Source organism: Nocardia araoensis NBRC 100135 (assembly GCF_000308435.1).
In the GTDB taxonomy this organism is placed as follows: domain Bacteria; phylum Actinomycetota; class Actinomycetes; order Mycobacteriales; family Mycobacteriaceae; genus Nocardia; species Nocardia araoensis.
Map to the genome: position 1 here is coordinate 116,263 of NZ_BAFR01000352.1, position 23,195 is coordinate 139,457.

The window sequence follows — 23,195 nt, forward strand, 5'->3', positions numbered from 1 at the left end:
ATTGCGCAGCTATGTCGCGATCTGCGGCACCTATCGTCCCACTTCCGGGAATCCGGAAAGTGTCGATGGGATCGGCAGAGACTTCGTTGGAATGCTGCTAATGTGCGAATGGTCGGGTTCTGGTTACCGTTCGGACACGATCCGGGCGGTCGGCGATTGACATGTAATCGCCTGTCCTGCGGGCACTGTGCGGTAGGCGCTCTCCATGAGCGCCGGTGCCGTCGCGGGGTTTCCGGTACTCCGACGCGGACCCCACCGACCGGTCCGTTCATGGTCGGCAGGCGAGGGAAGGCGAGCGAAGCAGGATGGCAATGGGCCGATTCCTCGAGACCAGTCAACGACGAAAGAACTGATGAATCAAGATATCGCCGTGGTGCTTTCATGGATCCTCGCCGCCGCTTTGGTGATCGCCGTAGCGGGGGCGTTGTACGCAGTGCAGTATGCCAGGGCTCAGCGGGCCAAGGTCGAGGCTCTGGCCAGGGAACAGCGCGCGACGGAGGACACGCTCGAGCGGTTCGCCGCCACCACGCTACCCGCGGTGGCCGAGTCGATCCGCCGGTTCGAGTCGCAGGTGCCCCCGGTCGAAGTCCAGGCGGGCATGGAGAATTCACGGCTCGCGCAGATCCTGCGGTGGATCTCCGAGCGGTACGCCGATGATCTGAGCCTGATGCGCTCGGAGACCAGGGACCTGACCAACAACGAAGCGCAGCAGGCGATCAAGGCGGCCGAGGAGGCCGCGCGCGGCGAGGTCGCTGCCGCGTCGCGCCAGGCGACCAGTGCCGCGGTCCGCTCGTTCGGCACCTCCGTGGTCAGCCTCGGCGCGGACGTCAGCCAGGTGGTGAGCGCCGCGCTGCGCGAGCATCGCGACGACGCCGTGTACGAAACCCTCACCCGCATCGACCACACGGTGCAGCAGATGATCCGTCAGGCGCAGTCCTACGTGATCGTCTGCGGTGGTCTGCCCGGCCGCCGCTGGCCCGCGCAGACGCTGACCGACGTGGTCGGCGGCGCCATCGGCCGTGTCCGGGAATACCTGCGGGTGCGGCCGAACCAGCTCGACCGCGTTGTGATCAGCCGCGCGGTGGAACCGCTCGTGCACACGCTGGCGACCCTGCTGGACAACGCGTTGCGGTACTCGCCGCCGACCTCCTACGTGGACGTCAATTTCCAGGAGGGTCACCACGGCGTCACCGTCATCATCGATGACGCGGGCGTGCGCATGAACGCCGAGCAGATGGAGGAAGCCCGCCAGGTGCTCGCGCACGAGCGGCCTGTCGACATCCACCAGCTCGGCCCGTCGCCGAAGGTCGGCTTCCCGGGTATCGCCGCGCTGGCCCGTCGCTACGGTTTCACCGTCTACATCGACGGCCCGAACGTCTACGGCGGCATGCGCGCGATGGTCTACATCCCGGAGTCGCTGCTGGTCACCCCGCAGAACGTCCAGGAGGTCGCGCCCGTGACCGAGGCAAAACCGGAGCCGGCCACGGTTCCCGCGCAGGACGCGCCGAGCGAACAGCCCGGCGAGAACGAGCCGTCGCTGTCGGTGAGTGAGATCACCAGCGGCGGGCTACCCAAGCGGCGACGCAGGACGGTCGCGCTCGCCCCGGTCGGGCCGCGCACCGAACCCGGTCTCGCTCGCCCCGAGGTCGCCGCAGCTTGGCATACCGGCTCCAAGAGCGGCCGCGCCGCCGCATCTGATGACACGGAAGGGATGACATCCTGATGGCCACACCCGTGACCGACAGCAGCAACAAACTGGGCTGGCTACTCGAAGATCTCAGCATCACGGGTGTGCGGTTCTCGGTGTTGCTGTCCGACGACGGCCTGCGGATCGCGCACTCCACGGGGATCGCCCGCGACGAGGCGGAACGCTTCGCCGCCGCGGCCTCCGGCCTGCGTTCGCTCGGTAAGGCGCTCGGCGAATTCTGTGGCGACGCCACGAATGGCGTGCGGCAGAACATGACCGAGTACGACCAGGGGATGATCCTCATCACCGCGGCGGGCGAGGGCGCGCTGCTCGGCGTTGCGACCACCAACGACATCGACGTGGGCCTCGTCGCCCACCGGATGAACGAGCTGGCAGGCCGGGTCGGACGTGAGCTCGGCAGCCAGCCGCGCAGGCGCGTTGACGGCAGCGAAATGCCATGATCGAGCGCAGCGAGCGAGTCAGAGGTACTGCGCCGCTGGGCAGCACGGAGCCGAGCGAGAGCGAGGTGCCGTCATGAGCAAGCCGCGGCGCGATCCGGACCTGGTCCGGGCTTATGTGCGCACCGGAGGGCGTACGCGCCCCACTCGCGAGCTGGACCTGGTTACTTTGGTCCTGACCGCCAAAGATCCACTCCCCGGCGCGTCACCCGATGCGCGCCGGGTCATGGCCCTGTGCAGCCGTCGGGGTGCGCTGTCGATCGCGGAGATCGCGGCGTACCTCGACCTTCCGCCGTCCGTCGTGAAGATCGTCGCGTCCGATCTCATGGACGGCGGGCACCTGGTCACCCCCACCCCGGCCGAGTCCCTGCCGGAGATCGCTCTGCTGGAGGAGGTACTCAATGGGCTCCGTGCTCTCGCCGTCTGATCGCGCTGTCGATTACGTGCCGGAGACCGTGACCCGCTCGGTGAAACTGCTGGTGGCCGGCAACTTCGGTGTCGGCAAGACCACGTTCGTGAGCAGCGTCTCGGAGATCAAACCGCTGCGCACCGAGGAGACCATCACCGAAGCCAGCGTCGGCGTCGACGACATGGCGGGGCTGCCGGGAAAGTCGCAGACCACGGTCGCGATGGACTTCGGCCGCATCACGCTCAGTCCCAAACTGGCGCTCTACCTGTTCGGCACTCCGGGCCAGCAGCGTTTCGTCCCCTTGTGGGAGGAGCTGGCCCGCGGTGCGCTCGGCGCGCTCGTGCTGGTGGACACCCGCCGCATCGAGAAGTCCGACGAGGTGCTCTCGGTGCTGGAGGAGCGCGGCGTCCCGTATTCGGTGGCCGTCAACCAGTTCGAAGGCGCAAGGCCCTACCCGCTCGACGAAGTACGCGATGCCCTCGACCTGGAACCCGGCACCCCGCTGACGTCGCTGGACGCCCGTGACCGAGGCACGTGCCTGCGTTCGCTGATCACGCTAGTCGAATTCTTGTTCCACCGTTTGGAGTCTCGCATTTGACCACGCCACAGTCCTCGACCCACCCCGCGCACCTATCCAGCGGCGCCTGCCCGGTCGCACACGGATCGCCGATCGACACCGACGGTCCCAGAATCCCGCTCTATTCCGACGGATTCGCGGCCGACCCCCACGGGATCTACCGGGAAATGCGCAGGCGCCACGGTTCGTTGGTCCCGATCGAACTGTCGCCAGGGGTGCCCGCCACGCTGGTGATCGGCTATCAGGAAGCCGTGCGGATCCTCAACGATCCCGAGCACTTCCCCGCCGATCCGCGCGTCTGGCAGAAGAACATCCCCGAGGACTCGCCCATCCGTCCCATGATGGAGTGGTACCCGAACGCGCTGCGTAACAGCGGCGCCGCGCATGCCCGCTACCGGGGTGCGTACGTAGCGAGCATCGACGCCATCGATCTGCACGAAGTGCACTCGATGGTGGAACGCATCGCCGTTCCGCTGATCAACACCTTCTGCCAGACCGGGTCCGCCGATCTGGTCACACAGTACGCGTTCCCGCTCGTGTTCGAAGTGCTCAACCGGATCGTCGGTTGTTCGACGGAACTGGGGCAGCGGGTCGCCACCGGCATGGCGATGTTGTTCGACACCGTCGAGGCTGCCAAGGGCATGCAGATGCTGTCCGAGGCGCTGATGGAGCTGATCCAGCAGCGCCGCGCGGAGCCGGGCGACGACGTGACCTCTCGCTTGGTCCATCACTCGGCCGGCCTCAACGACGAAGAGCTGTTGTCGAACCTGATCAGCCTCTACGGCGCCGGGATCGAGCCGCAGCAGAACCTGATCACCAACACCCTGCTGCTGATGCTCACCGACGATCGTTTCGGCGGCGACATGCTCGGCGGCGCGCTGTCGACGCGGGACGCGCTGGACGAGGTGTTGTTCAACGACCCGCCGATGGCGAACTTCTGCATCACCTACCCGCGCCAGCCCATCCTGATCGACAACGTCTGGTTGCCCGCGCACCAGCCGGTGCTGGTCAGCCTGGCGGCGTGCAACAACGATCCGGCGATCCGCGGCGGTGGTGACCGCACCGGCAATCGCTCGCACCTGGCGTGGGCGGTCGGACCACACGCCTGCCCCGCGAAGTCCGTCGCGTCCGTGGTCGTGCAAGAAGCCATCGACCAGCTCCTCGATGCTCTCCCCGAGATGCAGCTGGCCGTGCCCGCGGACCAAGTGGTCTGGCGGCCCGGCCCATTCCACCGGGCGTTGGCGGCTCTGCCGGTCGTCTTCCCCAAATCCCCTCCGTTGAACATGGCGTAAGGAGAAGCGTCCGATGTCGCAAGAGCCGATAGTCTTGGATCTGACCGGTTCCGATATCCAAGGCGAGGCGGCACGGCTGCGCGAGCGTGGGCCGGTGGCCCTGGTGGAACTGCCCGGCGGGGTGCCGGCGTGGTCGATCACCGATGCCGTCGTGCTCAAGAGCCTTCTGGCCGACCCGCGCGTCTCGAAGGATCCCAGGCAGCACTGGGCCGCGTTCATGAACGGCGAGATCACCGAGGAGTGGCCGCTGCACCCCTGGGTGGCGGTCGACAATATGTTCACCGCCTACGGCGCCGAGCATCGGCGGCTGCGCAAGCTGGTCGCCCCCGCGTTCACGCACCGTCGCACGGTGGCGCTTCGACCGCGCATCGAAGCGATCACCGCCGAATTGCTCGACGGGCTGGCCGCGACGCCGCGCGGAACGGCCGTCGACCTGCGTGAGGGCTACGCCTATCCGGTGCCGATCCAGGTCATCACCGAGCTGATGGGTGTGCCCGAGCACTTGGGCCCCGGTGTGCGGACATGTGTCGACGGATTCTTCGACACCTCGTTCGGGCCGGAGGAGGCCCAGGCGAACTACCTGGAGATGTACCGGCTGATCAGCGAACTCGTGGCGTACCGGCGGGAATCCCCCGGCGACGACATCACGAGCGTGCTGATCGCCAGCCGGGACGAGGAGGACGGCTCGCAGCTCACCGAGAAGGAGCTCGTCGACACCTTGATGCTGGTCATCAACGCCGGGCACGAGACGACGGTGAACCTGCTGGATCAGGCCATCTTCGCATTGCTCACGCACCAGGACCAGCGTGCCGACGTGGCGGCGGGGCGGATTCCCTGGTCGGACGTGGTGGAGGAGGCGCTGCGCTACGAGGCGCCGGTCGCGCACCTGCCGCTGCGCTACGCCGTCGAGGACATCGACATCGCCGACGTCCGCATCCCCAAGGGCGAAGCTATCCTGGCTTCCTACGTGGCGGCCAATCGCGACCCGAAGGTGCACGGTCCGAACGCCGACGAGTTCGATCCGCGCCGCTCGGCGAAGGACCATGTGGCCTTCGGTTACGGGGCGCATCACTGCCTGGGCGCGCCGCTGGCCCGGATGGAGGCCGAGATCGCCCTTCCGGCCATCTTCCGGCGCTTCCCGGACATGCGCCTGGCCGTCGATCCGTCCGAGCTGGGCACCGTCCTCAGCTTCATCTCCAACGGCCATTCCGAGCTGCCGGTGTTCCTGGAGGCGACGGAGTAGTCCGGGACCAGGTAGGACACCTCGATCGACCCCGGCATGGGTGCTCGGCTGTGCCGGTGTCCGACAGCCCGTGTATCCCTCGCGGATACGCGGGCAGAGGTGTTCGACCGCAGGCGGGCGCATGCGGAACCCACCCGATCGCGCCGGTTGGGCGCACGAGATATGCTCTGGCGCAGGCGAATTCGGTATCGAGTCGAATTGGCCATGCTCACACGGCAGCTCGGCTTCCGAGATCCGGATCGCGTGTCGTGTGCCCACCCTGCTCGTCGAACGTTCCGATTTTGGAGTCACGTTTTGACCCACCCCCAATCCTCGACATCGTCCTTCCCCAGCGGCTGCCCGGTCCCGCACGGTTCACCGGTCGGCGCCGACGGACCCCGGATCGCGCTGTATTCGGACGATTTCGCGGCGGACCCACACCATGTCTATCGAGACGCACGCGCGCGGTACGGTTCACTGGTGCCGGTGGAACTGTCACCCGGCGTGCCCGCGACGCTGGTGATCGGCTATCACACCGCGCTGCGCATCCTGAACGATCCGGACCATTTCCCCTCCGATTCGCGGACCTGGCAGCAGACCGTTCCGAGCGACTGCCCGGTTCTGCCGCTGCTCGAGTGGCGTCCGGCCGCCATCCGCAACTCCGGCGCCGAACACGCCCGCTACCGGCAGGCCACGGTCGCGGGCATCGAAGAGATCGACCAGTTCGCACTGCACAACACGGTGGAGCGGATCGCCGTGCCACTGATCAACACGTTCTGCGGGGACGGCTCCGCCGATCTGATCTCGCAGTACGCGTTCCCGCTCTCGTTCGCGGTGATCAACGCCATGCTCGGCTGCCCGCCGGACATCGGGCAGCGGGCGGCGATGGGACTGGCCGCGATGTTCGAAGGCGTGGACGCCGAGCAGGGCAACACGATGTTCAACGACGCGATGTCGGACCTGGTGGCGCTCAAACGTTCCCATCCCGGCGACGACATCGTCTCCCGGATTCTGCGGCACCCTGTCGATTTCGACGACGAGGAGATGGTCCAGCAGGTGCTCATGCTGTACGGCGCCGGCATCGAGCCGCAGCAGAACCTCATCATCAACACCCTGCGGCTGATGCTCACCGACCAGCGGTTCGCCGGCGGCATCCTCGGCGGTAGCCTGTCGACGCGGGACGCCTTGGACGAGGTGCTGTTCACCGACCCGCCGCTGTCGAACTACTGCGTCACCTTCCCGCGGCAGCCGATCCTGATCGACGGCGTCTGGCTGCCCGCGCACCAGCCGGTGGTCATCAGCATGGCCGGATGCAACAACGACCCGGCGATCAACACGGGCGCCTACACCGACAACCGTGCTCATCTCGCGTGGAGCGTCGGGCCGCACACCTGCCCGGCCCGGTCGGTGGCCTATCTGATCGCCCAGGACGCCATCGATCAGCTGCTCGACGCGTTGCCCGAGATGCGGCTCGGCGTCCCCGCGGAGCAGCTGACCTGGCGACCGGGCCCGTTTCATCGATCGCTGACCGCCCTGCCGGTCCTCTTCCCGGAAACCCCGCCCCTGCCCGTCTATTCGCCGCAGCCGGAGGGGAGCGCGGGACAGTAGCCGTGCTCCCCTCCGGCGAGCCGACAATCGCCGCGTTCCGATCCAGATTGGAGGTTGCCGCTCAGAGGTCGTCGTGCACACAGCTGATGAGGGTGTGCGCCGGCCTGTCACGATCCCCACGCAGCACGTCGACCTACGTCGTCGCGGCGCGCACGCGTCCGGTCGATCGCGTTCGTCGCATGTTCGTTCCCCTGGAGTTTCGTCTTTTGACCACGCCACACTTCCCGCCGTCCACTTCCGCGAGCGGGTGCCCCGTGTCGCACGGCTCGCCGATCGACACCAGCGGCCCCCGTTATCCGTTGTATTCGCCGGAATACGCGGAAGATCCGCACAAGGCATACCGCGAGATGCGCCGCCAGTTCGGTTCGCTCGTTCCCGTCGAGCTGTCGCCGGGCGTGCCCGCCACCTTGGTGATCGGCTACCACACCGCGCTGCGCATCCTGAACGACCCCGATCATTTCCCGGCCGATCCGCGGATCTGGCAGAAGGACATCCCGGGCGAGTGCCCGGTCCTGCCGATGCTGGAGTGGCGGAAGAACGCCCTGCGTAGTGCGGGCCTGGAACATCTGCGCTACCGGCAGGCGAACGTCGTCGCCATCGCCGGGGTCGACCTGCACGCGCTGCACGGAACCGTCGAGCAGATCGCCATCCCGCTGATCAACGCCTTCTGCGAGGACGGGGCGGCGGATCTCATCAGCCAGTACGCGTTTCCGCTCAGCTTCGCGGTGCTCAACGCCATGCTGGGCTGCCCGGCGGACATCGGCCAGCAGGTCGCGACCGGTATGGCCGCCATCTTCGAAGGCGTCAACGCGGACAAGGGCAACGCGATGCTCACCGACGCGCTGTTCGAACTGGTGCAGCTCAAGCGGAAGGACTTCGGCGACGACATCACCTCCAGACTGTTGCGGCACGAAGCCGGGCTGGACGACGTCGAGATGATCCATCAGCTGATCACCCTCTACGGCGCGGGCATCGAACCGATGCAGAACCTGATCGTCAATACGGTGCTGCTGATGCTCACCGACGAACGCTTCGCGGGAGATTTTCTCGGTGGCAGCCTTTCCACCCGCGACGCCCTCGACGAGGTGCTGTTCAACGACCCGCCGATGGCGAACTACTGCGTCAGCTTTCCGCGCCAGCCGATCCTCATCGACGACGTCTGGCTACCCGCGCACCAGCCGGTGCTGATCAGTATGGCGGGATGCAACAACGATCCGGCGATCGGCGTCGGGCAACGCACCGACAGCCGTGCCCATCTGGCGTGGAGCGTCGGCCCGCACGCCTGTCCGGCCCGGTCGGCCGCGTACCTGGTGGTGCAGGACGCGATCGATCAGCTGCTCGACGCGTTGCCCGAGATGCGGCTGGGCGTCCAGCCCGGTCAATTGAGCTGGCGGCCGGGACCGTTCCATCGCGCACTGGTGTCCCTGCCGGTCGTTTTTCCGAAATCCCCTCCGCTGACCGTCTTCTAAGGAGTCCCGATGGACACACAACCCCTGGTTCTCGACCCGGCGGGTGCCGACATTCAAGGTGAGTCCGCCCGTATTCGTGCGCGCGGGCCGGTGACCCTGGTCGAATTGCCGGGCGGCGTGCGGGCGTGGTCGGTCACCGACGCCGACGTGCTCAAGCGGTTGCTGGCCGACCCCCGGGTGTCGAAGGACGCCAAACAGCACTGGCCCGCGTTGCTCAACGGCGAGATACCCCAGGACTGGCCGTTGTTGCCGTGGGTCGCCGTGAACAACATGTTCACCGCGTACGGCGCCGATCACCGCAGGCTGCGCAAACTCGTCGCGCCCGCCTTCACCCACCGCCGCACCCAGGCGATGCGCCCGATGGTCGAACAGATCACCGCGGACCTGCTGGACGCGCTCGCGGCGACACCGGCGGGCACAGCGGTCGATCTCAGGGAAGGTTTCGCCTACCCGCTGCCGATCCAGGTCATCAGCGCGCTGATGGGCGTTCCGGAATCCCTGAACGCCGGTCTGCGCAAGTGCGTCGACGGCATCTTCGATACGTCGCTCGGGCCCGAGCAGTCCCAGGCCAACTACCTCGAGATGTACCGGATCCTGGGTGAGCTCGTCGCCTATCGGCGGCAGACGCCAGGAGACGACATGACCAGTCTGCTGATCTCGCACCGGGACGAGGAGGACGGCTCACAGCTGAGCGAGCAGGAGTTGATCGACACGCTGCTGCTCGTCATCAGCGCCGGACACGAGACCACGGTGAACCTGATCGATCAGGCCGTCTTCGCACTGCTGACCCACCCGGACCAGCGTGCCGAGGTGACCGAGGGCCGTGTGGGCTGGACCGATCTGATCGAGGAGGCGCTGCGGTACGAGTCGCCGGTGGCGCACCTGCCGCTGCGCTTCGCCGCCGACGACATCGAGATCGACGGCCTGCGCATCGCCAAGGGCGAGCCGATTCTCGCGTCCTACGCCGGGGCGAATCGCGATCCGAAGCTGCACGGCCCAACCGCCGCGGAGTTCGACGTGCGGCGAGCGACCAAGGAGCATCTGGCCTTCGGCTACGGGGCGCATCACTGCCTGGGCGCGCCGCTGGCGCGGCTGGAAGCCGAGATCGCGCTGCCCGCGCTCTTCCAGCGCTTCCCGGACCTGCGCTTGGCGGCCGATCCCGCCGAACTCGGGACCGTGTCCAGCTTCATCTCCAACGGGCACGCCAGGCTGCCGGTGCACTTGGCGGCGGACTAGCGGCGGACCCGCGCCTCCGGTCGCGGCCGGAGGCGCGGATCAGCGCAATGCGTCGACCAGGCCGGACCTGCGCGCCTTCGCGAGTCCGCGCCGGGCGAGAAAACCATTGCCCAGCAACAGGATCGTCTTGTTCGGCGGCGCTTTGAAGCCGGACGCGGTGTGCGGCGCGTATACCGCGTCCGTACCGGAAACCTCCAGCCAGCCGGTGTTCTGCCGCGATTCCAAACCGATCAGCTGGGAGCGATACTCGTGTGCCAGCAGCCCGGCGCGGCGTCCACCCTGCGGCAGGCCGGCCGGAGCGGTCAACCGCACACCGTCGGCGCTCGACCCGGCCACGTGCACCGGGACGACCGCCGGATAGCCGTCGGCCTGCCGGTAGCCGAGCAGGCGGTGCGGCAACTTCGCCGCCCGCGCCGCGGTGCGGGCGACGTCCACCCGGGGACCCGCGCCCTTCGCCGGTGGCTGTTGCGCCGCTGGTTCGTCGGAGGGCAGTGCGGCGCCGAGGATTTCGGGTGTGCCCGCCGCGTCGAGGTCCGGCCATGCGACGATGCGGTCGACGGTCACGGTCACCACCACGCGATCGGCGTAGTACGCGCGCAGCCACCGGTCCCAGAACAGACCGCGCCGCGGTGCACCCAGGTAGGGCGTGGCCTGGGCGCCGAGGCGGTCGAGCGACTCCTGGTCGGGTGTCGCGTCGAATGCCGCGGTGCCCTGCACCAGGACGAAGCGTGTGTTGTCCGAGTTCCCGATGCCGTGCTCGCGCGCGTGATACGCGAGCGCCACTTTGGGTTCCCGCTTCATTCGCTCCAGCTTGCGCCCGAAACCGAGCGAAGTGGTGAACCCGACCGTGCCCGCGGCCCGGTCGCGCAGCCCGATCGGCGACACCGCCGACACCACCGCGCCGCCCGCGGGCGTCACATAGGCCGCGGCACAGGTCAGATCGCCGCCGAGAATGTCGTCCACCTCGTCCGGCCAGGTAACCGCCATGGAGCGGATTTTACTGCGCCGCCCTTGACGACGCGGCCGTCGGGAGCCGAAAGTGCGCAGATGGTTTCCACCGCCGAGGCGGCAGACACGACGCTGCGCAAGGTCACGATTCGCCTGCTGCCCTTTCTCGGGCTGCTGTACTTCGTCAACTATCTGGACCGGGTCAACATCGGGTTCGCCGGGCCGAGCGGCATGAAGACCGAGCTCGGGCTCACCGAGACCGCGTTCGGGTTCGCCTCCGGCATCTTCTTCGTCGGATACCTGCTGCTGGAGGTGCCGAGCAACCTGGCGCTGCACCGGTTCGGCGCCCGGCGCTGGATCGCCAGGATCATGATCACCTGGGGGCTGGTGGCCACGGCGATGGCTTTCGTGCCCGACGCCACCGTGCTGTATCTCCTGCGGTTTCTGCTGGGCGTGGTGGAGGCGGGTTTCTTTCCCGGCATCCTGCTCTATCTGACCTATTGGTTTCCTCAGGCGCAACGGGCGCGGATCGTCGCGTTGTTCATGACCGCGGTGCCCATTTCCACCGCGCTGGGCGCGACGGTGTCCAGCCTGATCATCGAATACGGCGACGGCGTCTTCGGGCTCAGCGGTTGGCGTTTCATGTTCTTGGTCGAGGGGCTGCCCGCCATCGCGCTGGCGGTGGTGACCTGGTTCTACCTGACCGACCGTCCCGAGCGGGCGAGCTGGCTGGCCCCCGCCGAACGCGATCGGCTGGCGGGTGAACTCGCCGCCGAGCGGGCCGCGTTGCGGCGCGCGGAGCACTGGACAGTGCGCCGTGCGCTGACCCATCCGCGGGTACTCGGTCTCGCTTTCGTCTACGGCGGCATCGTCTATGGTCTGTATGCGCTGGGTTTCTTCCTGCCGACGATCATCGACGGCTTTCAACAGCAATACGGCACGCACTATTCGGTGGTGCAGCGCGGACTGATCAATGCGGTGCCCTACCTCGTCGGTGCGGTGGTGATGGTGTGGTGGGGCAGGCGCGCCGACCGGACCGGTGAGCGGGTGTGGCACGTCGCCCTGCCCGCGCTGCTGGGCGGCCTGGCCATCCCGGTGGCGCTGTACCTCGGCAACCCGTTCGCGGCGATGATCGCGGTCACGGTGTGCGCCGTTGGCGTGCTCGCCGCGCTGCCGACGTTCTGGGCTCTGCCCGGCACCTTCCTGTCCGGTGCCGCCGCGGCGGGCGGGATCGCGTTGATCAACTCGATCGGCAACATCAGTGGTTTCGTCGCCCCGTACGTCACCGGTGGGCTGAAGGACGTGACCGGCAGCCAGCGCGCCGGGCTGTGGGTGGTGGGATTGTGCATGATCGCCGCCGCGGTGGGCGTCCTGACGCTGCGGTGGCGCACCGGCGACGCTACGGCCGACCGGGGCGCGGATCTGTGATCCCGGGCCCGCGGACGGCTCTGCTCGCCGCGGGCAGGTGCACGATCCGTGCCGCCGAACCGCGGCGGAATCGTCCGGAAGCAGGGATGCGCTCGCAATGTGGCGACCGCCACCATGCGTTTTCCGTGTCGACACGGAAGTCGTTGTGGTGGACTATCATCCACGGAAATGTAGATCGGAAAGAGCTGATCTACCGGCCGTCGCATGGGCATCTCACCCTTGTCGGCGTCGGCGTCTCAGACGACTTGCCGCCGCGGTTGTAGGGTGAGCGCTGCTCGTCCCGGCATGTTTGCGCAACGGTCGCGCGGGCATCCGGGGAAGACGTCGCATCACGCTGGGAGGACCGATGGCTACCGAAGACCGGACCGCAGTGTTCGATGCGGTGGTCGCGGCGGCGGACTATCCCGTGCTGCTGGTCACCGTGCAGGCGGCCGGCCGGCGCGCCGGTTGTCTCGTCGGCTTCGCGACGCAGGTCAGCATCGAGCCGCGCCGGTTCCTGATCGGCCTGTCCAAGAAGAACTACACCTATCGGGTCGCGCAGCACGCCGACCGGCTCGCGGTGCATTTGCTCGGCAGCGAACAGGTCTCCCTCGCGCGGCTTTTCGGCGGTGAGACCGGCGACGACATCGACAAGTTCGTGCACTGTGACTGGCACGCGGGTCCCGGCGGCATCCCGGTGCTCAGCACGGTGCCCAGCTGGTTCGTCGGTCGCATCCGCGACCGGTACGACCTCGGCGATCACGTCGGAATGCTGCTGGAACCCGAGGACGGCGCCGTGCTGCGGCCCACCGCGGAGACGCTGCATTATCACTCGGTGGCGGATCTCGTTGCGGGCCATACCGTCTGAGGAGGTTCCGGGCGCCGGCCAGGGCGCGAACGCTACTTCAGTGCGTTCGCAAGATCGAATCGTTCGGCGAATGCGGACAACTCGTCGCGGGCGCGCTCCGGATCACCCGTGCTCGCGCTCACCACGATGCGTGTGACACCCTGCTCGGCCAGTCCCTCGACCCGCTCGACCGGCATGTCGATCGATCCCCAGCGCGTGTACTCGAACGCGCCGGGATCACGGCCCGCCGCGGCGACCGCGGCATGGGCGAGCTCCAGTTGGGCGGCGCGTTCGGTCGGTCCCAGGACCCCGCCGGGGAAGTAACCGTCGCCGCGGGATCCGGCCCGCCGCGCCGCGGCCCGGCTCGATCCGCCGACATGGATCGGCAACGGCCCGCCGCCCACTGGTTGCGGGAAACTGCACAGGTTCTCGAACTGGAAGAACTCGCCTTCGAAGCTCACCCCGTCCGCGCCACCGGACCAGAGCAGCCGCAACACGTCGATGGCCTCGTCGGCACGACGGCCCCGGGAGGTGAAATCGACGCCGACGGCTCGCGCCTCACCGGGCAGGGTGCCTACCCCCACCGTGAGCAGGCGCATCCGTCCCTTGGACAGCGCGTCGATCGTCGCGAGGCGTTTGGCCAGCACCACCGGATGGTGATAGGGCAGCAACAGCACCGCGGTGCCGAGCAGGATGCGCTCGGTCGCGGCGGCCACGAAGCTCAGAGCGTCGAGGGGGTCGGCGAACGGCACTGTTGGCGTGATCTCCATAGGGCCGACACTGGCGCCCGGGTACAGCGCGACGTGCTCCGGCAGGTAGATCGCTTCGAATCCGCAGCGCTCGGCGTGCTGGGCGTACCCGATCAATCGGTCCGGGTCGACGCCGAAGAAGGGGGTGCTGAAGCTGACCGCGAACCTCACCGCAGCTCCTCCATCCGGTCGAACTCGCAGGCCGCCGCGAGCCGTTCACGCAGACGGCCTTGTACCTGCTCCAGCCGGGCCATATAGGAATCGACCTCCTCCAGCTTGCGCCGCAACGTGGATACCGAGTCCGGGCAGATGTCTCCGGAGCCGTTGCCCGCCCGCAGGCAGGCGACGAACGGGCGAATGTCGTCGAGATCGAAGCCCGCGCCGAGCAGTTCGCGGATCTGCGCCACGATCAGCACCTCCGCGTCGTCATACGAGCGGTAACCGTTGGCGGCCCGGCGCGGCCGCACCAAACCGTGCTCCTCGTAGTAACGCAGGGCGCGCGTGCTGGTGCCCGCCCGCTCCGCCAGTTCTCCGATACGCATCCGTCCTCCTTTGCCTCCGCTACCGCCACGCTAAACCTTCTCGTCGGCGTCAAGGCAAGCGGTCGCAGCCCGCGTGCCCTCGGAGGGAACTCACCCGGCGGTAGTTCGATCGGGCGAGGCGTCCCCGGCGTGCCGGATAGAGCGTGACCCGTCAGCTTCCGGGCGTGTGGGCGCTCACGCTCTGGCGTTATCGCGGCGCGCGGCGGTCGGGCTCCGGGGCGGTGTGGCTGTCGAGCAGGAACGCCGACATCGCCTCGGCCACCGCGGCGGGCTGGTCGAGCATGGACAGAACGTACGCGTCGTCGATCTCGACCAGCCGCGCCGCGGGAATGAGTTCCGCGAGCCTGCGGCCGTGCTCGCGCGGCATCACCTTGCCCGCCGAAGACCACAGGATCAGCGCGTCCCCGCGGAAGTTCCGCAGTGCTTCGGTAGCGGCGATCAATTCCTGTTTCGGGAACCCGGATTTGGTGTAGGCGAGCAGGTCCCGCCGGATCCGGGCGTCGCGTAGCCCCGGCTCGGTCCAGCCGTGCACCAGTTCGTCGGGCAGCGGGCGCCGCGCCATCCAGCCGAACAGCAACGGCGAACGGCGCAGCCACCGAATGCGTAACTGCCGCAGCGCCAGCGAGAGACCGCCAGGGAGATACGTGGCGACGGTGGCCATCTTGCCCGGCAGGCCGGGCGGGAAGTTGTCGAACGCCTCGCACGGCAGCACGATCAGTCTGCCGACGCGTTCGTCCAGCCCGTAGGCGGTGAGGAACAGCGCGCCGCCCCAATCGCTGTGCACCAGCGTGACCTCGCGCAGGTCGAGTGCGGCGAGGAAATCGGCGACCAGGTGATTCAGGCCGCGCAGGCTCAGGTCGACGCCGGGGCGCAGCGGCAGGGGATGGGCGCCGAGCGGCAGGTCGGGCAGCACGTACCGGAAGCCTCCGGGCAGGGCGTCGAGCACCTCGTCCCAGAGCGTGTGGTTCATCAACAGGCCGTGCAGCAGGACACCGGCGGTCCCTCGCCGCGCTCCACGTAGTGCACCCGGCCTGCGGGAAGTTCGATCACGGGCATGTCAGCCTCCATCCGAGCGATCGCTCTAGAGTATTTGCTCTAGTCTGGGAGGGTGACCGAGAAAATGTCAACCAGCACCCGGGAACGGCTCGTCACCGCGATGGCCGAGCTGATGCGCACGCAGGGCTACGCGGGCACCAGCGTCAAGCAGATCACCGTCGCCGCTCACGCCCCGATGGGGTCGCTGTATCACCACTTTCCCGAGGGCAAGCCGCAGATCGCCGCCGCGGCGCTGCGCACGTCCGGTGCCGCGTACATCCAGCTGCTCCCACTGCTGTTCGACGCCGACGACGACTTGCGCGAAGCGATACCCGCCGCGTTCGCGGCGGCCGCCGAACAGATCGAGCAGACCGGCTGGATCAACATGTGCCCGGTCGGCACCGTGGCGGGTGAGGTCGCCGACAGCGAACCCGCGCTGCGCGAGGTCGCCGCCGAAGTCATCACCCAGTGGATCGGCGAGGGCACCGACTACTTCGTGCGCCGCGGCCTGTCCGCCGCGGACGCCCGCGATCTCGTCCTCGCCGTTCTCACCAGCCTCGAGGGCGCTTTCGTCCTCAGTCGCACGCTGCGCTCGACGGAGCCGCTGCTCGCGGCGGGCCGGTCCCTGACCGCTCGTATCGAACAGGTGCTGGCCGGGGTACGCGGCTAGCCGACTCCGATTTCCCGGCCACCGACTCCGGAGGTGAACTCCTTCCAGCGCCATGGCCCGCCCGCGTCGCTGGCCAGGGGCGGGGTGTCTTCTCCCGCGCCCGCCCGCAACCCGGAGATCAGGTGCCGGAGGGCGTCGACGGCGGTGAACCGCGGCGTCCAGCCCAGCTCGGCCCGTGCGCGGCCGGTGTCCATGATCGGCAGATGCATCACGCCGTCCAACAGGTCCGGGGTGGCGGGCAGTGTCCGCGCGTGCCAGCCCATCGCGAGTGCGGCGCGGACGAGGGAGGGCGGAACGGACACCACCCGGGCGTCGAAGACCGCGGCCAGCCAGGAGCGATCGATCACCGGTTCCGCGGCCAGGTTGAACGGTCCGCGGGCGTCGGTCGCGATCGCGAGCGCGTACGCGCGGCCGACGTCGGCGCTGTGCACCGCCTGGAACCGCAGGCCCCGCGGAATCGGCAGGATCGGAGGCAGGCCGGGCCGCATCAAGCGATTCGGCAGCAGTGGACCGGCGAACAGACGTCGCTGCTGACTGGCGGTGTGCCTGCGGAAGATGAACGCCGGGCGCATGCGAACCACGCGGCGATCCGGGTTCTCGGCCTCGAACCGATCCAGCAGCCGTTCGACGTAGGCCTTCTCCCGCATGTACGCCGCAGGCGGCCAGCCGTCGGTGGGCCAGCTCTCCGGCACCGGCTCGTCGCTCTGGCACGGGGAGTACGCGCCGACCGAGGAGGCGTAGACCAGAGCGGGAACCTGGGCCGCGGCGACGGCGCGCAGCACGCGCTCGGTGCCGCCGACGTTCGCGCGCCACGTGACCATGGGCTGATGGGTGGGCTGGAACAGCCATGCCAGATGCACCACCACGTCGGCGCCGTGGAAATGGGACTCCAGATCGTCGGTTCGCACATCCGCGCGCACCCATTCCACACCAGCGCGAGGTTTGCCCGGCACCCGCCGCGCGATTCCCACGATCGAACTGACTCCCGCTTCGGCCGACAGTGTCTCCAGCACGCTCGTTCCCACGTTTCCGGTGGCACCGACCACGACGACGCGCATATCTGCTCCTTGGCTCGGCGACGAGGTTCGAGAGCGACTTACCCAGGATGTCCGCGACGACACCGGCTGAACCCGGTGAATCGGATTCCTCCCGGCCCGGCCGGATAACCGCCGAGTGTGGTTGGTCCGAAGGCGTGGCCGCAACCGCGTCACGACAGGCCGCTGCGCATGTCCACATCCACCAACCCGGGAGAAAACCATGGAACGCGGAAACAGCAAGCACGGTCCGCTACGCGACGATGAAATGGTTCACGAACTGCAGGGCACATTGCACGGCAACCGGTCGAGCAGGGCGGAGGAATGGCACGACCCCGAGCCTCCGGCCGACGACGACACGCTGATCAACGAACGGGTGCAACGCACCGAACGCCCCCGACAGTAGGTCGCGGCCCGGCTTACCGGGAATCCACGATTCCCGGATGACCGGTGAACAACGCGGCGGACGGGAGCCCACTCGGGCTCCCGTCCGCCGCACGTCCGAAAATCACATATTCGATTGCGCGAGACGGTTGGCCAGGAGTTCCTTGCCCATCCGGCCGCCCTTGCGGCTGTCGGCTTGCGCCTTGCGGAAGAACTCCACCAGCTCGGTGTCTCCGGCGCGTTCCGCGTCCTGGATGAACGTGTCCAGACGCAGCGCGTTCTCGAGGGAGGCCTCGACGAACCAGATCAGGTTGTAGTCCTTGTCCCTGGTGCCGGTGACAGTGCCCGTTTCCTGCTGCTTGGTCATCTTCACTCCTTTCGCTTCTTCGTCGTCGAGCTGCGCGCCGGGCTCAGTCCCGTCCGAGCGCGTGCGCCAGCTCCTTCTTCGTCATCTTCGAGCGGCCTTCGACATTGCGCTTCTTGGCCTCGTTGTACAGCTGGTCACGGGTCGGCCCCTCGGCGCCGCTGTGCGAACGCCGGCCACCGCGCTGCTGTGGGGACTTGTCGTCGGTCGACGTCTTGCTCGCGGTCTTGGACTGCCCGGACTGGGCGCGGTTCTTGTTGACCGTGCGAGCGGCGATCTCCTTCGCGCGTCCGGTGTCCGCCCCACGGGATTGCGCCGAATCCTTGATGTGCTCGTACTGTCGTTCCTGCTTGTCGGTCCAAGCCTTCGGCATGTCATCACCTCCTGTAATTGCGGTCTACCCCGGGAATCTCCGCGCAATCCGGATCGGGCCCGACTCGTGCGCCGGGCCCGACCACATGGAGCTTCCGAGAGCGCGACCCTTGCCGTGGATGTGATGACCGGTGGCCGGTGTCAGCAGGTGCTGGGCGCGGGCTCTCCGCGCACCCGGCCCTGAAGCCACGGCAGCACCGAGGGTGCGCCGAGTACCGCTGCGGTCAGATGCTCCACGTCGGCCACGCGCAGTGTCTGCACAGGCACTCCGGCCGAGCACCAATGGTGGTTGGTGTTGTCGATGGCCTCGATCGGAATCAGCGTGTCGCTCGGTGAATGCCATTCGAAGATCGGTATTTCCGGGGCCCTCGGGTAGAGCTCCACGCTGTTCTCCTCAACCACCGCCCACGCGCCAGGTGTGGTGTCGAAGACCGAGGCGGAGTTCACGTAATCGCGCGCGCTCCCGTTCATGCCCGCGGCGAGGATGTCGTTGGTGCAGCTGTTGGCCATTTGATCGCGCAGCGCCAGGCCGCGCTCGTTGAGGGACTGGCTGGTCGGCACCTGGTCCGGGTACTCCCGTTCCAGACCGATCGCCGTCGCCATGGCCAGGCCGAACGCCGGATGCGGCTCGAATCCCAACGTTTTGGCCATCGTCACCAGGTTCATCGGGGCGCCGCCGATGGCCGCGCCCCCGAGCCGCAGATCGGGCGCATAGGTCGGCTGCAGCGCGGCCGCCCATGCCGTAGCGAGACCGCCGCCGGAGTAGCCGGCCATCACCGTCGGGCTGGCCTGCAGCCCGAGGTCGGGTACCTGTTTCGCCGCGCGGATGCCGTCCAACGTGATCTGGCCGCCCAAACGCCCGGCGCCGAGCGCGAACTGCGGTCCGAGATGATCCGGCAGCGCGATACTCCAGCCCTGCGCCAGCAAGACGTTCAACATCGGTGTCGTCAGCGACAGGTTCGGATCGCCGTTGTAGAGCAGGTGCGACACCGCGCAGTGCGTGCCGAGCGAGTTGATGAAGTGCTGATACGACAGCAGCGGCATACCTGGCCGCTGGCCGATCGGGGTGACGATCGTCGTCGTCGCCGAGATCGGCGCGCCCCGCGAATTCGTGGACCGGAACTCGACCAGCCGGACGGTCGCGCCGGGGAAGAGCCCCAGCGGCGGCAACTGCCGCACGTCGAGTATGTCACCGGGGTGGTGTGCCGCCAGATCCGCCGGGGCGGCGTAGAACGGGTCCGGATCGGGGTGCGGATAGAGCGGTTCCGCGGTTGCCGCCGTCCCGAGCAGGAGTGTGAGTGCTATTCCGCTCAACGCCCCGAGGACACGGGGGGAACCGATGCGTCTATTGCGGAGAGAACGAAGAATCGGACGAGTCACGACCTTGACCTCCAGGGGTAGTTCCGCGCATTCGCCGAACAGTGGTCTGCCTCAGTGTGCCTTCGTCGGCAAACTATCAGCAACATTGAGCGGTGAGTTCGGAATGCGGGAAAAACCTACTGGCTTGGAACAGAACTGAGAATTTTTGTTGTGCTTCCGCAAGGTATCGTGAGGCGTAGCAACTGAGCAGCCACTATTGGGTGCCCCTTCGTCCGAAGCGGAGACCGCACACCCACGCCGGGATCCGATCCGCCGTGTGGGCCATGTCCGGCGGTTTGTCACTTCGCGATCGAAAGCATCCCGAGCAGGGGTTGCGATGCGAGGCGAGCGCGGCTTGGCTGGATTACATACACAGCGACGAGGTGCAGGGCGAAGGAAGGAGCGGTCATGTCCAAAACAGCAACCGAGAAGGTCCGCGAAGCCCGGGCCGAAGTACCGGAGACGGCACGTTCCGCGCCGGACGCGAAGACCGAACCGCCGACCGGCTCCGAGGCCGCGACCACCGGTCGCGGCGGGATGCGTGTGCCGATTCCGACGCTCGGGATGCGGATGGCGCGAGTTCCGCTGCCGCCCGGGCCGCGCACCGTAGCGACCGGAGTTTCGTCGGCGACCACGGCGGTGCGCAACCGGGTACCCGATCGGGAGTCGTTGCTCTATTTCGGCGGGCTCGGGGCGGCGGCGGTCACCGGACTGGTCTCCTGGCCGGTCGCCGGAGCGATCGGCGTCGGCGTCTGGGTGGCCGAGCACGCCCGTCGTTCGCCGGCTACCGCGGGAGACGGGGCCGAGAAGTGACCTGACCGCCGGGCTCGTCATCGCGGCATCCCGTCATCGCGGCGTGGAGGTCGACGGATGATGCGGCAGCCGAATCATGTTCCTTCCGTCTGTGCGAGTGGGCAAGACCGACCCGGGTGCCATCACTCATCGGATGGGCAGGTGATTCGTGCGGTGCGGCGATCCGGAGGGTCCGCACGACCGCGCTCGAGCTCGCGCTCGCCGAGTGAGGGATGGCGCCGGGCGTTGTCATTTGCTCGCGAATGGTGCGTTGATCGTCGTGAAGTACTGCACCGCGGCCATGACCGCGACGGGTGCGGTCACGAGAAGTTGGCCGGCCACGGTCCCGAGCGCGCCGACAGCGATGACCCCGCCGAGGCAACCGACCGCGGCGGCCGGAATGAAGGGCCCGAACAGACCGGCGATGGTCGCCGCGGCGACCGTCGCACCGGCGATTCCGCCGAGGACGCAGCCGACGGCCGCGCCGCCGAGACCGCCGACGAGTGTGCCGATCGTGGCTCCCATCGCGATGGTGCTGGTCATTCTGGACCAAGCGGCCTGTTCGCGGTCATAGGGTGTCTTCCACGGCGCCTGATCCTCGTAGGGTAGGGCGGCGGGCCGGTAGACAGCATGCTCGATGTCGAGTTGCGGTGTGAGAGTGGCGGTCCGGTCGGTGATCCGAGCGGCTATGGGGAAGACGAAATCGTCCACGCGAAAGGACAATTCCGCGCCTCCCAATACCGAGCCGTCCGCGGCCTTCAGCTCGAACACATCGTCCTCGACGGTCATCGACCCGGCGTCCGCCGTGATGACCGTTGCGTTCTCGACAACCTTGACGGTCACGTTCACCGGAGCGTCCGGGGCTGCCGCGTGCGTTGTTCCGGTTGTCATGGCGATTGCGGTGACCAGCAGCGCCGATGCTGCGATTTTCCTCATCTTCGTTCCTTTCTTGGGGTGCCTTCGAACCGATGGCGATGGGTTCGAGGCTGTGTGCCGACGGCCGGCTCGGTATGGGCCCTATTCGGTGATCGAGGCGGCTGCCTCGAAGAACACTGCGACGGTCAGTGCGCCGGGGTCGATGACGCCCACCGCGTGCACGCCGACGTAGCTCGCTCGGCCTTTGCGCGCGAGCATGTGCTCGGTCGATGCGGCACCACGTCGTGCCGCGGTGGCCGCCGCGCGCAGTGCGGCGGGAAGGTCGGCGTCCCGATCGGCCGCTTCGCCCAACGCGTTGGCGGCCGGCGCCATGGCGTCGACCATGGTGTTGTCACCCACCTCGGCGTGACCGAGGCGCTGTACGGCGTCGACTGCCGCGGCAACGCCGAGGGCCAGCTCCGCGAGGCGCACGCCGCGGCCGGGTTCCTCGACGCAGGCCGTTGCGATCTTGCGAAACCAGATGCCGAACAACGGCCCACTGGTACCGCCGGTGTGGAGGAAACCGTCGGATACGGCGGTGAACACCGCGGCCACGGAGTCGGGGTGCTGTCGTTCCCGCGCCTCGGTCACGCGGCGCAGCGCGGAGCGGAGGTTGGTGCCGTAGTCGCCGTCACCGGCGCGGCGGTCGAGTTCGGTGAGGTCCTGGTGGAGTTCTTCGATCCGGCGTGCGAAACCGTCGATCCAGAGTTGGGCGTCGTGTGTGTCGAGATGGCGTCGCATCGGCATCACCAGGTCAAGGCGGATGTGCGCACGGGTGCGTCCCACAAGCGGAGGATTTCGTCGGTTGCGCGCAGCAGCGTGATCGAGCAGCCGTGCATGTCGAGCGCGGTGACGCAGCTGCCGACGAGGGCGCGAGCGGGCGTGATGCCGCGAGTTGCCAAAACATCGCACAGTTCGTGGTGGACGAGCGACAACTCGAGCGGGTGCGCCGAGCCCAGTCCATTGACTATGGTGATGACAGGATCGCCCGTGGTCAGCTCGAGTGCGGCGACGATCGGGGCCACCAGCGCCTCGACCAGTTCTCGCGCGGGGCCGAACGGGAGGACGCCGGTGCCTCGCTCGCCGTGAATGCCGACTCCGTATTCCACTTCCGCGCTCGACAATTCGAAGGACGGCTGGTGCTGTCCCGGATGTGTGCAGGCTGCCAGGGCCAGCGCCATGGTGCGCGCGGACGCTACGACCCGGCAGCCCAGGTCGGCGACTTCGGCCAGGCTCGCTCCGGCCTCCGCGGCCGCGCCGCAGATCTTCTCCACTGCCACGACGGCAGCGGTGCCGCGCCTGCCCGGACGTCCCGTTTCCTCGTCGGACGGTGTGGTGGCGAGATCGTCGTCCACCAGCACGGTTTCGACCGCGATGCCCTCGTCCGCGGCGAGCTCGGCCGCGATGGCGAAATTGAGTACGTCGCCGGTGTAGTTCTTGACGATCAGGAGTACACCGTGTCCCTGATCGGCGGCCTGGATGGCAGCCAGGATCTGGTAGGCGGTCGGGCTGGCGAACACCGCGCCGGGAACCGCGGCGTCGAGCATGCCCACGCCGACGAATCCGGTGTGCAGCGGTTCGTGTCCGGAGCCGCCGCCGGATACCAGCGCGACTTTCGGCTGTTCCGGTCGGCGGGCGCGGATCGCGAAGGCCGGATCGAGGTGGCAGCGCACCAGGTGCGGGTGGGCGAGCTCGAGTCCGCGCAAGGCTTCGGTGACCAGGTCGTCGGGGTTGTTGAGCAGTGTCCGCCGCGCCGGGTTCGGCGCGGGAGGGACACGTTCATCGGTGCAGGGCATGCGCTGGACCATCCTCCGATAAG

The 23,195-nt window shown here is 68.0% G+C and carries 22 protein-coding genes and 2 pseudogenes; 14 read left to right on the forward strand and 10 right to left on the reverse strand.

From position 1 onward, the window contains the following. Positions 1-370: 370 nt before the first annotated feature. From ON21_RS35360 to ON21_RS35400, 9 genes are all read left to right on the forward strand, one after another. Positions 371-1,723, forward strand: a complete 1,353-nt coding sequence (locus tag ON21_RS35360) for an ATP-binding protein (protein WP_245562869.1) — start codon at positions 371-373, stop codon at positions 1,721-1,723. Next, positions 1,723-2,148, forward strand: coding sequence for a roadblock/LC7 domain-containing protein (locus tag ON21_RS35365; protein WP_039805396.1), 426 nt, complete (start codon positions 1,723-1,725; stop codon positions 2,146-2,148). Before ON21_RS35360 ends, ON21_RS35365 begins: the two co-directional genes overlap by 1 nt. A 73-nt stretch (positions 2,149-2,221) precedes the next feature. After that, positions 2,222-2,572, forward strand: a complete 351-nt coding sequence (locus ON21_RS35370; protein WP_039805398.1) for a DUF742 domain-containing protein — start codon at positions 2,222-2,224, stop codon at positions 2,570-2,572. Further along, entirely contained in the window at positions 2,547-3,152 is a 606-nt protein-coding gene (locus tag ON21_RS35375; protein ID WP_039805400.1) for a GTP-binding protein, read from the forward strand. Before ON21_RS35370 ends, ON21_RS35375 begins: the two co-directional genes overlap by 26 nt. After that, positions 3,149-4,423, forward strand: coding sequence for a cytochrome P450 (locus ON21_RS35380; RefSeq protein WP_039805402.1), 1,275 nt, complete (start codon positions 3,149-3,151; stop codon positions 4,421-4,423). The genes ON21_RS35375 and ON21_RS35380 overlap by 4 nt, the downstream gene beginning before the upstream one ends. Positions 4,424-4,436: 13 nt before the next feature. Continuing rightward, on the forward strand, positions 4,437-5,666 hold the full coding sequence (locus ON21_RS35385; protein ID WP_039805403.1) for a cytochrome P450 family protein: 1,230 nt from the start codon (positions 4,437-4,439) through the stop codon (positions 5,664-5,666). A 294-nt stretch (positions 5,667-5,960) separates the two neighbouring features. Then, complete coding sequence (locus ON21_RS35390) at positions 5,961-7,253, forward strand: cytochrome P450 (RefSeq protein ID WP_039805405.1); 1,293 nt, start codon at positions 5,961-5,963, stop codon at positions 7,251-7,253. 179 nt (positions 7,254-7,432) lie between these two features. Continuing rightward, positions 7,433-8,722: a cytochrome P450 gene (locus ON21_RS35395; RefSeq protein WP_051021813.1), complete on the forward strand. Its 1,290-nt coding sequence runs from the start codon at positions 7,433-7,435 to the stop codon at positions 8,720-8,722. Positions 8,723-8,731: 9 nt separating this feature from the next. Next, positions 8,732-9,958 carry a cytochrome P450 family protein gene (locus ON21_RS35400; protein WP_039805407.1) on the forward strand — a complete coding sequence of 409 codons (1,227 nt, stop codon included), beginning with the start codon at positions 8,732-8,734 and terminating at the stop codon, positions 9,956-9,958. A gap of 39 nt (positions 9,959-9,997) precedes the next feature. Here the strand turns inward: ON21_RS35400 and ON21_RS35405 are convergent, their stop codons facing one another. Next, the gene (locus ON21_RS35405; protein ID WP_039805408.1) at positions 9,998-10,945 is read right to left on the reverse strand and encodes a pyridoxamine 5'-phosphate oxidase family protein; all 948 of its coding nucleotides are present in this window, start codon (positions 10,943-10,945) and stop codon (positions 9,998-10,000) included. A gap of 60 nt (positions 10,946-11,005) precedes the next feature. Here ON21_RS35405 and ON21_RS35410 point away from each other — a divergent pair, with 60 nt between their 5' ends. Together ON21_RS35410 and ON21_RS35415 are read left to right on the forward strand one after the other, a co-directional pair. Beyond that, positions 11,006-12,334: an MFS transporter gene (locus ON21_RS35410; protein ID WP_039805410.1), complete on the forward strand. Its 1,329-nt coding sequence runs from the start codon at positions 11,006-11,008 to the stop codon at positions 12,332-12,334. 346 nt (positions 12,335-12,680) lie between these two features. After that, positions 12,681-13,181, forward strand: coding sequence for a flavin reductase family protein (locus ON21_RS35415; protein ID WP_039805412.1), 501 nt, complete (start codon positions 12,681-12,683; stop codon positions 13,179-13,181). Between the two features lie 32 nt (positions 13,182-13,213). Here ON21_RS35415 and ON21_RS35420 read toward each other — a convergent pair whose 3' ends face one another. The 3 genes and pseudogenes from ON21_RS35420 to ON21_RS35430 form a co-directional block, all read right to left on the reverse strand. Beyond that, entirely contained in the window at positions 13,214-14,080 is an 867-nt protein-coding gene (locus tag ON21_RS35420) for a TIGR03619 family F420-dependent LLM class oxidoreductase (protein ID WP_039805413.1), read from the reverse strand. Further along, positions 14,077-14,451 (reverse strand): MerR family transcriptional regulator, encoded by a 375-nt coding sequence (locus tag ON21_RS35425; protein WP_039805416.1) that lies wholly within the window; start codon positions 14,449-14,451, stop codon positions 14,077-14,079. Before ON21_RS35425 ends, ON21_RS35420 begins: the two co-directional genes overlap by 4 nt. Before the next feature lie 187 nt (positions 14,452-14,638). Then, positions 14,639-15,507: pseudogene (locus ON21_RS35430) on the reverse strand (alpha/beta fold hydrolase). 64 nt (positions 15,508-15,571) lie between these two features. Here ON21_RS35430 and ON21_RS35435 point away from each other — a divergent pair. Then, complete coding sequence (locus tag ON21_RS35435; protein WP_039805492.1) at positions 15,572-16,156, forward strand: TetR/AcrR family transcriptional regulator; 585 nt, start codon at positions 15,572-15,574, stop codon at positions 16,154-16,156. On the opposite strand, the gene ON21_RS35440 is transcribed toward ON21_RS35435, so the two are convergent. After that, a complete protein-coding gene (locus ON21_RS35440; RefSeq protein WP_039805418.1) occupies positions 16,153-17,214 on the reverse strand; it encodes an NAD-dependent epimerase/dehydratase family protein in 1,062 nt (353 codons plus the stop codon). The two genes, ON21_RS35435 and ON21_RS35440, sit on opposite strands and share 4 nt — an antisense overlap. A 199-nt stretch (positions 17,215-17,413) precedes the next feature. Here ON21_RS35440 and ON21_RS35445 point away from each other — a divergent pair, with 199 nt between their 5' ends. Next, positions 17,414-17,596 (forward strand): hypothetical protein, encoded by a 183-nt coding sequence (locus ON21_RS35445; RefSeq protein ID WP_039805420.1) that lies wholly within the window; start codon positions 17,414-17,416, stop codon positions 17,594-17,596. 102 nt (positions 17,597-17,698) lie between these two features. Here the strand turns inward: ON21_RS35445 and ON21_RS35450 are convergent, their stop codons facing one another. From ON21_RS35450 to ON21_RS35460, 3 genes are all read right to left on the reverse strand, one after another. Next, the gene (locus ON21_RS35450) at positions 17,699-17,941 is read right to left on the reverse strand and encodes a hypothetical protein (protein ID WP_039805494.1); all 243 of its coding nucleotides are present in this window, start codon (positions 17,939-17,941) and stop codon (positions 17,699-17,701) included. A 43-nt stretch (positions 17,942-17,984) separates the two neighbouring features. Further along, on the reverse strand, positions 17,985-18,311 hold the full coding sequence (locus tag ON21_RS35455) for a hypothetical protein (protein ID WP_039805422.1): 327 nt from the start codon (positions 18,309-18,311) through the stop codon (positions 17,985-17,987). Between the two features lie 140 nt (positions 18,312-18,451). Further along, positions 18,452-19,624, reverse strand: coding sequence for a lipase family protein (locus tag ON21_RS35460; protein WP_245562871.1), 1,173 nt, complete (start codon positions 19,622-19,624; stop codon positions 18,452-18,454). Between the two features lie 453 nt (positions 19,625-20,077). Between ON21_RS35460 and ON21_RS36445 the strand changes: the two genes are divergently transcribed. Further along, positions 20,078-20,482, forward strand: coding sequence for a hypothetical protein (locus ON21_RS36445; RefSeq protein WP_051021814.1), 405 nt, complete (start codon positions 20,078-20,080; stop codon positions 20,480-20,482). A gap of 228 nt (positions 20,483-20,710) precedes the next feature. On the opposite strand, the gene ON21_RS35470 is transcribed toward ON21_RS36445, so the two are convergent. Next, positions 20,711-21,397, reverse strand: a complete 687-nt coding sequence (locus ON21_RS35470) for a DUF8020 domain-containing protein (protein ID WP_039805423.1) — start codon at positions 21,395-21,397, stop codon at positions 20,711-20,713. Between the two features lie 81 nt (positions 21,398-21,478). After that, positions 21,479-23,172: pseudogene (gene dhaL, locus ON21_RS41225) on the reverse strand (dihydroxyacetone kinase subunit DhaL). Between the last annotated feature and the right edge of the window lie 23 nt (positions 23,173-23,195).